The sequence below is a fragment of the Novosphingobium sp. BL-S-21 genome (assembly GCF_055521655.1).
Genome location: NZ_CM145496.1, coordinates 663,359 through 676,965, shown reverse-complemented (window position 1 = coordinate 676,965; position 13,607 = coordinate 663,359). Strand labels below are relative to the sequence as shown.

Genomic DNA, 13,607 nt, shown 5'->3' with positions numbered 1-13,607 from the left:
CGCGTACCCCGCCGAGCCGTAAGGCAATTGATCTCAGGGGAAACGGCAATGAAATTCGGCACTTGCGTGGCAACTCTTCTCGCGGGCACGGCCCTGGCCGGCGTTCCTGCAACCGTTTACGCAGCCGAGGCCGACGTGGCCGCGGGCGAAGACCCCAATGCCATCATCGTCACTTCCCAGAAGATCGAGCAGCGCGCCGTCGATGTTCCCATCACGCTTTCCGTCCAGACCGGAGAGCGCATGCGCGAACTGGGCGTCACGGACATCGGCGAACTGTCGAACTACGTTCCCGGCCTCAATGTGCAGGTGCAGAGCGCCAACAACCCCGGCTTCGTGATCCGCGGCATCACCTCCGACAGCGGCTCGGCCCAGCAGGGGCCGCGCGTCACCCTGTACTACAACGGCATCGACATCTCGCGTTCGCGCGGCGCCTACCAGGGCATCTACGATCTCGACCGCGTCGAAGTCGTGAAGGGTCCGCAGGCGACCCTGTTCGGCACGGCCGCGACCATCGGCGCGATCAGCTTCGTTTCGGCCCAGCCGCAAGCTGGAACCTCGGCATCCCTGACGGGCGCCTACGGCAACCTGAATGCCTACCGCGTCGAAGGCTTCGTCAATGCCGGCAACGACGTCATCGCGGCGCGCATCGCCGGCCAGTGGAAGAAGCGCGACGGCTATATCGAGAACCTCGCGCCCGGCCAGGACGATCTCTATGCGCAGGACCAGCTCGGCCTGCGCGGTTCGCTTCGCTACACGCCCACCACCGACTTTACCGCGGACCTGACGTTCACTTACGACCGCCAGCGCAATTCGGGCACGCCGTTCCTGTCGAAGAACCTCGGCTCGACTTCGGTGAACGGCCTTTACGACGCGGCCTATCTCGGCGGCTCGCCGCTCTCCGGCGAAGTGCTGGGTGCCGACAAGCTCGGGCTGAACCGCGACGTCTATGACGGCAACCTCACCCTGAGCTGGGATTTCTCGGACGGCTGGAACTTCACCACGGTCAACGGCTACCGCCATTTCGATGCGCTGGAAGTCTTCGATGCCGACGGTTCGGCCGCCTGGTATCTCGAATTCGCGGAGCGCGCCAAGGGCTGGCAGGCGAGCCACGAGGGCCGCTTCACGTATAGCGACGACCAGTGGCGCGCCTCGTTCGGCTGGAACTACTTCATCGAGGACAGCTCGCAGTACGTCCCGCTGTCTTCGGAGCTGGGCACCTACCTTCAGTGCAGCGCCAACCTGATCCCGGGCCTGGGCTGCGTCGCTGCCGACAACACCGTCAATGCCGGGCGCGCCACTTCGTTGCTCACCGGCGGCGCCTTCACCGCCGTGCCCTATTCCAGCTGGTACAAGAACGAGGGCCGCAACCAGTCCTGGTCGATGTTCGGCGATGTCACCTGGAAGCCAGCGCCCGCACTGGAACTGACCGCCGGCGCGCGCGTGTTGATCGAGAAGCGCCGTTCGGGCTATTCCGCCAATCAGCCCGACGCCCCGGTCTATGGTCAGCCGCTGCTGCCGCTGGTGGATACCGACGGGCAGACCTTCTACGCCCGCAAGTCCTACGCCGCGATCCTTCCGCGCTTCAACGCGCTCTATCACCTGACCCCCGGCCTCAATCTCTACGCGACCATTTCGGAGGGACGCCGCTCGCCGGTGGTCCAGCTCTCGGCTGCGGCAGGTCCGGTGGCCGACCTGGACCTCATCAAGTCCGAGACGGTCTGGAACTACGAGGCGGGCATCAAGGGCACCGTGGGCATGTTCTCCGGCTCGCTGGGCGTCTATTACGACAAGTACAGCAATTTCCAGGTCTCGGTGCTCGACGCGACGACCGGCGTTGCCCGTACCGAGAGCGCGGGCTCCGCGTCCAACCTGGGCGTCGAGGCTGAACTCGAAGCGCGCTTCACCGACTGGCTGAGCGCCTTCGGCAATGTCGGCTTCATCAGCGGCGGCATCGACGACAAGGCAGCCAACGGCGTCTATGCCGGCGACCAGTTCCGTCTTCAGCCGAAGTGGCAGTGGGCTGCCGGGTTCAATCTCAACCTGCCGGTGACGCAGAGCGTGAACGTGTTCCTGATGCCGAGCGTGACCTACCGCAGCAAGATCTACTTCGAGATCCCCAACAGGGAAGCGATCAGCCAGGGGCCGGTCACGCTGGTGAATCTGCGCGGCGGCGTTTCGTTCATGGACGGCAAGTTCCAGGTCGCCGGCTATGCCCGCAACCTCACGGACAAGAAGTACCTGCTCGATGCGGGCAACACCGGCGGGTCGTTCGGCTACCCGACCTTCATCCCGGCCGAGCCGCGCACGTACGGCATCGAAATCACGGCGCGGTACTGACCGCTTTCCGCGCCGCTGCCTCGATAACCAAGGACAAGACCATGACACTTCAACTCGATCGGCGCCTGCTGCTTCAGGCAGGCGCCTTCGGGCTCGCCGCGCTCTCGACGCCCGGCGTCGCCCAGATCCTCACCGCGCGCGGGTTCACGCACGGCGTGGCGAGCGGCGAGCCGGCGGCCGGTTCGGTGCTGCTCTGGACCCGCTACGTCGGCAGCGGCGACACGAAGCTGCGCTGCGAACTTTCGGCGGACCAGAGCTTCCGCAAGGTGGCAGGCGGCGGCGAGACGATCGCCTCGCCCGCACATGACAACTGCGCCAAGCTGGTGGTGTCCGGCCTCGCGCCCGGCAAGTGGTACTACTACCGCTTCATCGCGCCGGACGGCACGAAGAGCGAAACCGGCCGCACGCGCACGCTGCCGGTGGGCGACGTCGACCGCTTCGGCATCGGCCTGTTCTCGTGCTCGAACATGCCGTTCGGCTGGTTCAACGCTTATGCCCATGCCGCCACGCGCGACGATCTCGACCTGGTCGTCCATGTCGGCGACTATTTCTACGAATACGAATATGGCCATTATCCCGAACAGCCGATGGCTGGCCGCCCGATCGAGCCGCAGAACGAGACGGTCTCGCTGGCCGACTACCGCCTTCGTTTCGCGAGCTACCGCCTCGACCCGGACTTGCGCCGCCTCCACCAGCGCTTCCCGATGATCGCGCAGTGGGACGATCACGAATTCGCCAACGATACCTGGAAGGGCGGGGCGGAGAACCACCAGCCCGACAAGGAAGGCGAATGGGCGGTCCGCCGCGCCGCGGCCGAGAAGGCTTACCGCGAGTGGATGCCGGTTTCCGACGCCCTCTACGACAGCTTCCAGATCGGCTCGCTGGCTACGCTGTTCCGCCCCGAAACCCGCGTGAGCGAGCGCATGCAGCAGCTCGACTTCGGCGCCGTGATCGCGGGCGCGGCCAAGGGCGGTCCAGCGGAGATCGGCCGGGCCCTGGCCCAGTTCCGCGACGGCCCGTGGATGTCCAAGGACCGCACGCTGATGGGCGCGCAGCAGGAGAGCTGGCTCTACAAGGGCCTGATCGATTCCGCGAAGTCCGGCACGCGCTGGCAGATCCTGGCGCAGCAGGTCGTCATGGGCTCGCTGAAGGCGCCGCCGCAGATGGCAGACCTCGTGCCCTCGGGCGGAGACCCCAAGGTCCGCCAGGCGCTCATGGCCATCGCCGCGGCCTCGCAGGCGGGCCTGCCGTTCAACATGGACTCTTGGGACGGCTATCCGGCTGCCCGCGACCGTCTGCTGCGCACGGCGCGCCAGGCCGATTGCAACCTCGTGGTTCTGGCGGGCGACAGCCACAATGCCTGGGGCAGCGAACTCTCGGTGGACGGATCGGCAGCGGGCGTCGAATATGCCGGCCACTCCGTCACCTCGCCGGGCTTCGAGGCTTACCTGCCGTCGGTGCCCGCGGCCGACCTCTCCAAGGCGCTGCGCGCGGCGAACCCGGGGCTGGCTTTCGCTGATACCAGCCGCCGCGGCTACGTCTCGCTCCAGATGACGCCGGAGCAGGTTCGCGGCGAATGGCACTTCATGGGCACGATCGCCCAGCACACCACCGCCGGCACGACCAGCGAAGGTCTGACGGTGAACTGGAACGAACGCCGCTTCGCCAAGGCCTGACGCGATCGGGCGGTTCGTCAGCCATGCCGAACCGCCCATCACGGCGCGAGGGGGCGCTCGTTCAATGCACCGACCCGCCCGCTGGCCGATCGAGCTCGCCCTGGTTTCAAGGTCGAGTTCAAAATCAGGTATGATACAAAATATCATATTGGTTGACGCGCCTTGATCGGGGTCGCAAACAGCCGGGAATTCCTCTCCCCCAAGGACTTTCCATGACCGATTCCGATCTTCCCGAACCGCAGGCCGATGCCTCCGTGGTGCGTCCGGACCGCCGCGACTTCCTGGGCGGACTGGCAGCAGCGCTGGGCGCCGCCGCCGTCGCCGGATCTCCGGGAGAAGCGGCCGCCGCAACGAAGCAGGCGCGCAAGAACAGCGCCGCTCCGGTCAGCGACGCCCGGCTGCGCGAAGCGATCGATACCGTCGTCGTGATCTATGCGGAGAACCGCAGCTTCAACAATCTCTTCGCCGATTTTCCCGGTCTCGAACAGCCGCTGGCCTCCGTCCCGGCCGAGCGCACGGCTCAGCGCGACCGTGACGGCAAGGTCATGGAAAAGCTGCCGAAGATTTGGGAAGGCCTCGTTCCCAGCAAGCAGGTGGTCGAGCATACCGAGTATCTGATCGGCCCGGATGACCTCGGCCCGATCGCCAACGGTCCCTTTGCGCTGAAGACGCCCGAGGGCGACCCCTTGCCGCATGGCCTGGTCACGCGTGACCTCGTTCACGCCTTCTACCAGAACCAGTGGCAGATCAACGGCGGCCGTAACGACGGTTTCGCGGCCTGGGGAGACAGCGGCGCGCTGGTCATGGGCCATTACGGCGACATGCGCGCGCAATTGCGTCTCTGGCAGATCGCGCGCGAATTCACGCTCTGCGATAATTTCTTCATGGGTGCGTTCGGGGGTTCTTTCCTCAACCACCAGTACCTGATCAGCGCCCAGCCGCCGTTCTATCCCGACGCTGACAAGAGCCCCGCGGCCAAGCGCATCGCGCAAGTCGAAGGCAGCGATCCCAAGGGCATCAAGCTCAAGCTCGATCCCAAGACCCCGGCCAGCGCCATGGACGGCCCGGCCATGTTCTCCGCCAGCACGCTCTCGCCCGACTTCTGGGCCGTGAACACGATGCTGCCGCCCTATGCGCCGACTTATGAACTCGATCCCGAGAAGCCGGGTTACGCCAATGCCGCCAGCGGACACACGCTCGTGCCCCAGCATCACAAGACCATCGGCGACATGCTCTCCGCGCGGAATGTGGACTGGGCCTGGTATGCGGGCGGGTGGAATGCCGCGCTCGAAGGCAAGATGAACGACGCCGCGTTCCCCTCGCGGCCGAACTTCCAGCCGCATCATCAGCCATTGAACTATTACGAGCGCTTCGCGCCCGGCTCGCCGGACCGCGCCAAGCACTTGCGCGACGGCGGAGAGGGCAGCACCGCGCGCACCAACCGCCTCCTGGCCGATGCCGAGGCCGGCAAGCTTCCCGCGGTCAGCTTCTACAAGCCGCAGGGCAACCTCAACATGCATGCCGGCTATTCCGACATCGACGCCGGCGATCGCCACATCGCGGCGGTTATCGATGGTCTGCGCGAGAGCCCGCAATGGGAACGCATGCTGGTGGTCATTACGTTCGACGAGAACGGTGGTTGGTGGGATCACGTCGCGCCGCCGAAGGGCGATCGCTGGGGGCCTGGCACGCGCATTCCGGCCGTCGTCGTCTCCCCTCATGCGAAGAAGGGCGCCGTGGACCATACGATCTACGATACGGGCTCGATCGCCCGCTTCCTGACACGCCGCTTCGGCCTGGAGAAACTGCCGGGCCTGACCATGCGTGAAGACGCCATGATCGCCGCGGGCGGCGTGGCGCCGGGAGACCTTACCGGCGCGCTCGATCTGGCCTGAGCACCTGACGATCAGCGGGCGGCGGCCGTGCCGAAGCCCGCAGCCATTCCTGAAAGCCGCGAAGGGGGGGCGGAAGCGGGAGGACGCGCAAAAGAGGTGCGTCCTCTCCTGGAATGCGACAGAGTATTGACGTTCGGCCCGATTCTCCATCGGGCATGCTCAATCACTTCGGATCGCAACGTCACTTCCGATCGCAATGCCACTTGCGATCGCAGTACCAGGGGGCAAAATATCCATGCGGGCTATCGCATCCACCGTCTTCACGCTCGGTGCCGTTCTGGCGGGCGCCACTGTCGCCCAGGCCGCACCCAAGGCCTATCCCGAGGCCGAGAAGCAGGTTCTCGAAATATCGAAGCAGGCCATCGCCCTGCGCTCCGTCGAAGGCGAGGGTAACAAGACCCGCGAAGTCGCCGAACTGTTCCGCAAGGAACTGCTCGCGAACGGCTGGACCGCCAAGGACATCGAGATCGTCCCTCACAAGGACACCGCCTACCTGATCGCAACCTGGCCCGGCAGCGATCCTTCGCTGCGGCCCCTGGTCGTCTCCGCGCACATGGACGTGGTGGAAGCCAAGCCCGCCGATTGGGAGCGCGATCCCTTCACCCCCGTGGTCGAGAACGGCTACCTCTACGGACGCGGTGCCAGCGACACCAAGTTCGAAGCGGTGCTGGCGATGGAATCGATGATCGCCTTGCGCCAGCAGGGCTTCAAGCCCAGGCGCACTCTCGTCATCGCCTACTCGGGCGACGAGGAAACCTCGATGGCGACATCGAAGCTGATCGCGGAGCGGCTGAAGAACGCCGAACTCGTGCTCAACGTCGACGGCGCCTCGGGCACGCTTTCGGAGAAGACCGGCAAGCCCTCGTTCTGGTCATGGCAGGGTGCCGAGAAGACTTACGTCGACTACCAGATCGAGGTTACCAACCCCGGCGGGCACAGTTCGGCGCCCCGCACGGAGAACGCGATCGTCCAGCTGTCGCAGGCACTGGAACGGATCGGCAGCTATCACTTCAAGCCCGAGCTGAACGACATCACCCGCGCTTACTGGGTCGAGGCTGCCAAGCTGGAGCCCGATGCCACCCTGGCCGGCGCCATGCGCGCCTTTGCCGCCAATCCCGGCGATGAAGCCGCGCTCAAGGTGCTGCGCGCCAATCCCTCCATGGTCGGCCGCACGGGCACGACTTGCGTTGCGACGATGATCTCGGGCGGCCATGCCCAGAACGCCTTGCCCCAGCGCGCCACGGCCAACATCAACTGCCGCATCTTCCCCGGGCACACGCGCGAGGAGATCATGACGGAACTGGAAAAGGTGGCGAACATGCCCGCGGCCAAGTTCTCCGACGCGACCGGGGATGCCTCGACAATGTCGCCGGCCTCGCCGATGCGGCCGGACTTCGTGGCCGCGACGCGCAAGGCGGTGACTGCGGCCTGGGGACCGATCCCGATCATCCCCTCGCAGGCTTCGGGCGCCTCGGATTCGATGTGGTATCGTGCGCTGGGCGTGCCAAGCTACGGCGCCAGCGCTTCGATGATGAAGGACTCCGATGAGTTCGCCCACGGCCTCAACGAGCGCCTGCCGCTGCTCAATGTGCGGCCCGGCATCACGTACTACATCAGCCTCTACACCGATCTCGCGGGAAAGTGAGCGCGGCCTGAAACGGGGGAAGCAGGGACTGGCGGCTCAGGTGGCCGCCAGCTTCCTCCTGCTCAGCCTGCCGCCGCTGAGGATGCGGGCAGGCCCCGGAGCAGCGCGGCTGAGCAGGGTGCCCAGAAGCACCACCGCCAGCAGGACGATCAGCGGCTGGGCCACCAGGTAGACCGGGTATAGCGGCGAGCCGAGCGTGCCGAACAGGCGGCCCAGAAGCGGCCCGCCCAGCCAGATCAGGATGAGGTGCGAGCAGAACAGGAAGAACGCGAAAGGCTCGATCTTCAGCAGCGGCGTTCGCACCACGGTTCCCGCCAGACCCCAGGATATGCGCCAGTAGGCAAGGGCGGCCGAGATCCGCACCGCAAGGTCCAGCGTGGCGGCGGGCAGGCTGATCGGGGACCAGTCTACGACGAGCGTGAAATAGAGCTGCACCGCAGTCAGCACGGCGAAAGGCGTGAGGGCAGCGGAGAGCGGCCAGGCCGCGATCCGGTCGGCCAGGTTCTCGCGCCGGGCGATGATGCCCAGGGTGAAGAAGAACGGGATCGAAGCGCGCATGAACACCGGCGGACCGTAGCCGCCGATCTGGCACAGCGCTGCCACCAGCGCGATGGCGAAGAGCGTACGCTTGCCGCAGCGAACCAGCAGCGGCGCCAGCAGCATGCAGAGGAACAGGTCGCGCAGGAACGGCATCTGGACATTGATGTCCGGGTTGCGGCTGGCGATGAAGATTTCCTGGAAGATCCAGTCCATCGATTGCGGCGTAGGCGCCGCCAGCTTGGTCGCCACCGCCGCTCCGGACACGAGGAGGATCGCGAGCGCGTTCCAGAGCACCATCGGCAGGAGAATGGTCTTGGCCTTGCGGCCGACATGGCTGGCCCAGTCGAAGGTCCGGCTCGATCCCGCGACCAGCCAGCCGGAAATGAGGCCGAGCAGAGGCACGGCGCTGCGTCCGAACACGTCCATCAGCACCCACCGCAGATTTTCCTGCGGCGTGCCATGGGCAAGCTGGAGGTCATATCCGGTCAGCCCGGTCCAGGCGTGGACATAGACGACCCCGAGTATACAGATCACGCGTGCAACGGATATTGCATCGGACCTGCGCCGTACGTCGGTATTGAGTATTCCGGACAAATGATTTTCCTGGCTTTTTGGCAACCCGCCGAACTGCTTTCACATGCCCGCCAGGAAGCGGGCGAGTAAAAACGGTTCGTCTACTTGCCTCAAACCAATTACGGCCATTCGGGTCTGTCTCTATTCGGCCAGATGACCGAGAGAAGGGATGAAGCGGCGCCGACTTGCAAATAAGTCATGAAACGAAGCGCGCGAAGCCATTCCCGAAGCGTCTGGTGTCCGCAATCACCTCATGGGCGCAGTTGTGGCCGGGCGCACCCGTCACTCCGCCGCCGGGGTGGCTGCCCGATCCGCACATGTAGAGGCCCTTGATCGGCCCTCGATAGGCGCCGTGGCCCAGCACCGGCCGCGCCGACCACATCTGGTCGAGCGTCAGGTTGCCGTGCATGATGTCGCCGCCGACAAGCCCGAACTCGCGCTCCAGACCCTTGGGGCTGAGCACCTGGCGGCCGAGGATCGAGGCACGGAAGCCCGGCGCATATTGCTCCACCGTATCGATGATGGTGTCGGCCGCCTTGTCTTCCTCGGCGTCCCAGTCGCGGGGCGTTCCATCGTCACTGGCCGGCAGTTCCGGTGCGAACTGCTGGCAGAACAGGCTGGCGACATGCCGGCCTTCGGGCGCGAGGCTGTCGTCCACGGTGGAGGGGATCAGCATCTCCACGATCGGCTTCTTCGACCAGCCATGCGTCTTGGCGTCAAGGAACGCGCGGTCCATGTAGTCCAGCGTCGGCGCGATGATGATGCCCGACCGATGATGCTCTCCCGGTTCGGGCAGGCAGGTGAACCTCGGCAATTCGGACAGCGCCACGTTCATGCGGAACGTGCCGCTGCCTGTCTTGAAGCCCTTCATCCGGCGCTGGAAGTCGGGGGTGAGGTCGCTCCCGGCGATCATCGTGCCATAAAGCAGCTTGGGCCCGACATTGGCGATCACGCGGGTTGCCGCGATCTCCTCGCCGCTTTCCAGCCGCACGCCGGCGACCTTGCCGCCGTCGATGAGCACTTGCTCCACGGGGCTCTCCAGGCTGATCTCCACGCCCAGCTTGCGGCAGACTTCGCCCATGATACGGGTGATCTGGCCCATGCCGCCGACCGAGTGGCCCCAGGCGCCCTTCTTGCCGTTCACTTCGCCGAAGACGTGGTGCAGCAGGACATAGGCGCTGCCCGGCGTATCGGGTGAGGCATAGTTGCCGACCACCGCGTCGAAACCGAAGGCGGCCTTCACCGCCTCGCTCTCGAACCAGCCGTCCAGCAGGGAGCGGGCGGACTTGGTGAACAGGTCCAGCACGTCGCGCTGCGCTTCGATGGAGAGGCCCGCCAGCTTGCGACCCTGCAAGGCCGCATCGATCAGCCCCCGCCAACCGTCGCCAGCATTGGGCGGCGATTTCAGGGCAAGATCGCGCAGCACTTCGGCCACGACTTCCAGCGCATCGTAATAGGCCGGCAGCACTTCGGCATCGTGCGCGGAGAACCGGCGGAACTCCGCCTGCGTGCGCGCCAGCCCGCCGCCGAGCTTCAGGTAGCCGCCGTCTTCCTGCGGCAACAGGTTCGAGATCGGGCGCTCGATCACGCGGTAGCCGTGCTCGGCCAGGCGCATGTCGGCGATGACCTTGGGCTGGAGCAGGCTGACCGTGTAGCTGGCGACGGAATTGCGGAAGCCGGGATGGAATTCCTCCGTCACCGCCGCTCCGCCGACCACGTCGCGGCGCTCCAGAATGCGAACCTTCAGTCCCGCGCGGGCAAGGTAGAACGCGCAGACAAGGCCGTTGTGGCCGCCGCCGATGATGACGGCATCGTACTTCCGGGTCATGCCTGGCTCCAGCCGGATGAAGGCCGCTCGTTGTGGCGGGCTTCGGGAATCAGTTCGCGGATGCGCCTGCAGAAGCGGCGCAGGCAGACTTCCTTGTCGGAAAGCGGCCCGACCGAAAAGCTGCGCGAGGCCATGCCTGCCTGCACGCGGGTGATGAGGGCGGTATCCTCGGCATTGACCTGCCGGTTGATGCGCCAGTTGAGATAGCGCGCGGCGCGCATCTCCCGCCGGTCATCGTCCAGGACGTAGCTGATCTCGCGGATCGTGCAGGTTTCCGGACCGGTCGGCAGCCACTGCATGAAATCGACCTGATCGGGATAGATATCGAAGGCGACGTTCGGCCAGAGCTTGAAATAGAGCCAGTGGCGCTGGCGATCCTCCGGCAAGTGCGGAACCGGCGGCAGCAGGCGCTGGTACATGCGTTCGGACCAGTTGGCCGAGGGCCGGTCCATCAGATCGCCCCACATGCGATCGACATGCGGCTCCGCCTCGACCCCGTAGCTGCGGCCGAACAGGCGCGTCAGGCCGGGATGGGCGACGGGGATATGCAGTCCGTCCGAATAGTTGTCGCCCACGTTCTTCCAGTTCACCCCGCGCGGGCGCGTGGTGACACGGCCGAGGGTCTTCAGTTCCTCGAAACGGTAGGGAGCGACCATGGCTTCGTAAGGAGCCATCATCTGGCCGACCGTGGGGCCGCCGTCATCGACCAGCCGCACGAAGATGAACCCGCGCCAGACTTCGATGCCCACGGGAGAAAGGCCGTGCCGGGCCTTGTCGAACTCGGGATAGCTCTGGCTGTCGGGCACACCGGTCAGGCGGCCGTCGAGGTCGTAGACCCAGGCGTGATAGGGGCAGACCAGCTTCCTGGCGCAGCCGCTCGGTCCATCGACCAAGCGCGATCCGCGATGACGGCAGACATTGGTGAAGGCGCGCAGTCGCCGGTCATGGCCGCGCACGACGATCACGCTTTCGCCGATATATTCCAGCGTGTGCCAATCGCCCGCTTCGGCCAAGTCGCTCTCATGGCAGACCACTTGCCAGCTTGGCGCGAAGACGCGTTCTCTTTCGGCGGCGAAGAATTCGGGATCTGAATACGTCCAGGCCGGCAGGCTCCAGCCATCGAGCGGGTCGGTCTCCGCGATGTCGCGGGGCTGCGTTGCCATGGGTCTCTCCTTATTGTACGATCGTATAACAAGGTGATGGGCAAGCAGCAATCCTACACGCGGGAACATCCCGACGAGCGGCGGCAAAGCCTGGTAGAGGCAACCGCGCGCTGCCTGGCCGCGCAAGGCGCCGGCGGCACTTCGGTGCGATCGATCTGCGCGGCGGCCGGCGTTTCGCCGGGGCTGCTCCGCCACTATTTTTCAGGCGTCGGGGAAGCGATTGCCGAAGCCTATCGCTGGACGGGCAACCGCGTGGCGCTGGCGCTGGAAGAGGCCGTGGCGGAAGCAGGCGCCGATCCGAGAGCGCGGCTTCTCGCCTATCTCTCCGCCAGCTTCCGGGCGCCGATCGCCGACCCCGAACTGCTCGCGACATGGCTGGCGTTCTGGAGCATGACGCCGACCGACCCTGCGATCGCCCGGCTTCACGAGGAGATCTACGGGGAGTTTCGCAGCGGGATGGACGACCTGATCCGCGCGCTGCGACCGGACCTTGCCGATACGCGCCTGCCCGCGGTGGCGCTGACGGCGCTGATCGACGGGCTCTGGCTGGAACTGAGCCTTGGCAAGCCGCCCTTCACGCCGGTCGAGGCCGAAGGGCTCGTCGAAAAGTGGCTCGACTGCCTGCTGGCCTAGTCGATTTCGTTGCGCTTCAACCAGAGCCAGATCGGCAGGCCCAGGACCATCAGCACGAAGCTCAACCCGCTGGCGCCGATACCCGCACCCCATAACGTCCAGAGCGCATAGAGCGCGCCGATCAGCGCCGGTATGCGGGCAATGCCCAGCTTGAGCGCAGCAAGCGCGCAAGCGAGGTAAAGCCACAGCGTGGCGGAAGTGGAGAGCAGCAGCAGATACTCGAACAGGGCCTGCATCGTCCGGCTGGCGTTCATCGCGGCGAAGAAGCTGGCGATCACGGCCGAGATCAGCAGGGCCCGGCGCGCAGTGCCGCGCGCGTCGGTCTCTGCGAACCAGCGCGGGAGCAGGCGGCGGGCGGCCATGTCGCGCACCATTTCGGCTTCGAGCAGGGTCCAGCCGTTAAGCGCGCCGATGCAGCTGATGACCGCGAATACGGCAACCAGCGTGGCGACGTCTCCATCGAGGAAGCGGGCGACGAAAGTGGCAAAGGGGGCTGCGGAATGGGCCGCGACATCGCTCGGCAGCAAAAGGGCGATGGCGGAACAGACCATGAGATAGAGCACCCCCGTCAGCGCCGTGCCCCAGAGCGTCGCGCGCGCGACGTTCACTTCGGGATTGCGGACCCGCGCGGCGGCGACGCTGGCAGATTCGAAGCCGAGCAGCGCCCAGAGCGTCAGGGTGGCGGCGCCGTTGATGGCGCCGAGATGGACCTGCCCGGCATCGAAGGCCGGAAGCTGCGCCTTGCCGCTCGACAGGATGTAGATCGCCAGCAGGATCACGACCAGCAGCGGAATGACCTTGAGCGCGAGCGTGACGATCTGGAAATTCCCGGCGGCCCGTGTTCCGCGCAGGTTCACCAGCGTCATCAGCCAGAGCAGGGCGATAGCGGCCAGGGCAGGGACGTGCTCTCCATAGCCCAGGAAGGGCACCATGCTCGACAGGTAGCTGACGGCGGCCACGGCAATAGTCACGACCGAGGTCCAGAGCGAGACGAGATAGATCCAGCTGATGAAGAACCCCGCCGGACGCCCGAAAGCGTCAGTGACGAAGCCGGCCGGGCCGCCCGCAGCCGGACGCGCGCGGGTGAGCCGGCTGAGCACATAGGCCAGGATCAGCGCGCCGCTGATGGTGGTCGCCCAGCCGATCACGCCGTTCCATCCGAAAGGCGCCAGGCTGGCCGGCAGCAGGAATACGCCCGAGCCGATCATGTTGCCCATGACCAGCGCGATGGCGGCGGTCAGCCCGAGGCTTCCTGCGGAGGACCTGATGCCGGGACCTTCGCTCTGTCCGTCCTGATCGCCTGCCATGTCGTCTCCC

The 13,607-nt window shown here is 66.0% G+C and carries 9 protein-coding genes; 5 read left to right on the top strand and 4 right to left on the bottom strand.

Annotation, left to right across the window (positions count from 1 at the left end; genetic code table 11):
• The first annotated feature begins 48 nt into the window (after positions 1-48).
• From ACZ1J6_RS11565 to ACZ1J6_RS11550, 4 genes are all read left to right on the top strand, one after another.
• Positions 49-2,337, top strand: coding sequence for a TonB-dependent receptor (locus ACZ1J6_RS11565; RefSeq protein ID WP_431568564.1), 2,289 nt, complete (start codon positions 49-51; stop codon positions 2,335-2,337).
• 41 nt (positions 2,338-2,378) lie between these two features.
• The gene (locus ACZ1J6_RS11560; RefSeq protein ID WP_465128095.1) at positions 2,379-4,013 is read left to right on the top strand and encodes an alkaline phosphatase D family protein; all 1,635 of its coding nucleotides are present in this window, start codon (positions 2,379-2,381) and stop codon (positions 4,011-4,013) included.
• Between the two features lie 212 nt (positions 4,014-4,225).
• The gene (acpA, locus tag ACZ1J6_RS11555; protein WP_132262864.1) at positions 4,226-5,908 is read left to right on the top strand and encodes an acid phosphatase; all 1,683 of its coding nucleotides are present in this window, start codon (positions 4,226-4,228) and stop codon (positions 5,906-5,908) included.
• A gap of 235 nt (positions 5,909-6,143) precedes the next feature.
• On the top strand, positions 6,144-7,553 hold the full coding sequence (locus ACZ1J6_RS11550; RefSeq protein WP_314465357.1) for a M20/M25/M40 family metallo-hydrolase: 1,410 nt from the start codon (positions 6,144-6,146) through the stop codon (positions 7,551-7,553).
• A gap of 36 nt (positions 7,554-7,589) precedes the next feature.
• On the opposite strand, the gene ACZ1J6_RS11545 is transcribed toward ACZ1J6_RS11550, so the two are convergent.
• From ACZ1J6_RS11545 to ACZ1J6_RS11535, 3 genes are all read right to left on the bottom strand, one after another.
• Positions 7,590-8,687 carry an acyltransferase family protein gene (locus ACZ1J6_RS11545; protein ID WP_132262861.1) on the bottom strand — a complete coding sequence of 366 codons (1,098 nt, stop codon included), beginning with the start codon at positions 8,685-8,687 and terminating at the stop codon, positions 7,590-7,592.
• A 175-nt stretch (positions 8,688-8,862) separates the two neighbouring features.
• A complete protein-coding gene (locus ACZ1J6_RS11540) occupies positions 8,863-10,494 on the bottom strand; it encodes a phytoene desaturase family protein (protein WP_431568566.1) in 1,632 nt (543 codons plus the stop codon).
• Positions 10,491-11,657: an aromatic ring-hydroxylating oxygenase subunit alpha gene (locus ACZ1J6_RS11535; RefSeq protein WP_431568567.1), complete on the bottom strand. Its 1,167-nt coding sequence runs from the start codon at positions 11,655-11,657 to the stop codon at positions 10,491-10,493. Before ACZ1J6_RS11535 ends, ACZ1J6_RS11540 begins: the two co-directional genes overlap by 4 nt.
• Before the next feature lie 36 nt (positions 11,658-11,693).
• On the opposite strand from ACZ1J6_RS11535, the gene ACZ1J6_RS11530 reads away from it, so the two are divergent.
• Complete coding sequence (locus tag ACZ1J6_RS11530) at positions 11,694-12,290, top strand: TetR family transcriptional regulator C-terminal domain-containing protein (RefSeq protein ID WP_314465349.1); 597 nt, start codon at positions 11,694-11,696, stop codon at positions 12,288-12,290.
• Here ACZ1J6_RS11530 and ACZ1J6_RS11525 read toward each other — a convergent pair.
• A complete protein-coding gene (locus ACZ1J6_RS11525; RefSeq protein ID WP_431568568.1) occupies positions 12,287-13,597 on the bottom strand; it encodes an amino acid permease in 1,311 nt (436 codons plus the stop codon). The two genes, ACZ1J6_RS11530 and ACZ1J6_RS11525, sit on opposite strands and share 4 nt — an antisense overlap.
• Between the last annotated feature and the right edge of the window lie 10 nt (positions 13,598-13,607).

Bases quoted from the DNA above. Each gene is read 5' to 3' on its own strand.
- acpA (WP_132262864.1), top strand. From the start codon at position 4,226: ATGACCGATTCCGATCTTCCCGAACCGCAGGCCGATGCCTCCGTGGTG.
- ACZ1J6_RS11540 (WP_431568566.1), bottom strand. From the start codon at position 10,494: ATGACCCGGAAGTACGATGCCGTCATCATCGGCGGCGGCCACAACGGC.
- ACZ1J6_RS11530 (WP_314465349.1), top strand. From the start codon at position 11,694: ATGGGCAAGCAGCAATCCTACACGCGGGAACATCCCGACGAGCGGCGG.
- ACZ1J6_RS11565 (WP_431568564.1), top strand. From the start codon at position 49: ATGAAATTCGGCACTTGCGTGGCAACTCTTCTCGCGGGCACGGCCCTG.
- ACZ1J6_RS11550 (WP_314465357.1), top strand. From the start codon at position 6,144: ATGCGGGCTATCGCATCCACCGTCTTCACGCTCGGTGCCGTTCTGGCG.
- ACZ1J6_RS11525 (WP_431568568.1), bottom strand. From the start codon at position 13,597: ATGGCAGGCGATCAGGACGGACAGAGCGAAGGTCCCGGCATCAGGTCC.
- ACZ1J6_RS11535 (WP_431568567.1), bottom strand. From the start codon at position 11,657: ATGGCAACGCAGCCCCGCGACATCGCGGAGACCGACCCGCTCGATGGC.
- ACZ1J6_RS11560 (WP_465128095.1), top strand. From the start codon at position 2,379: ATGACACTTCAACTCGATCGGCGCCTGCTGCTTCAGGCAGGCGCCTTC.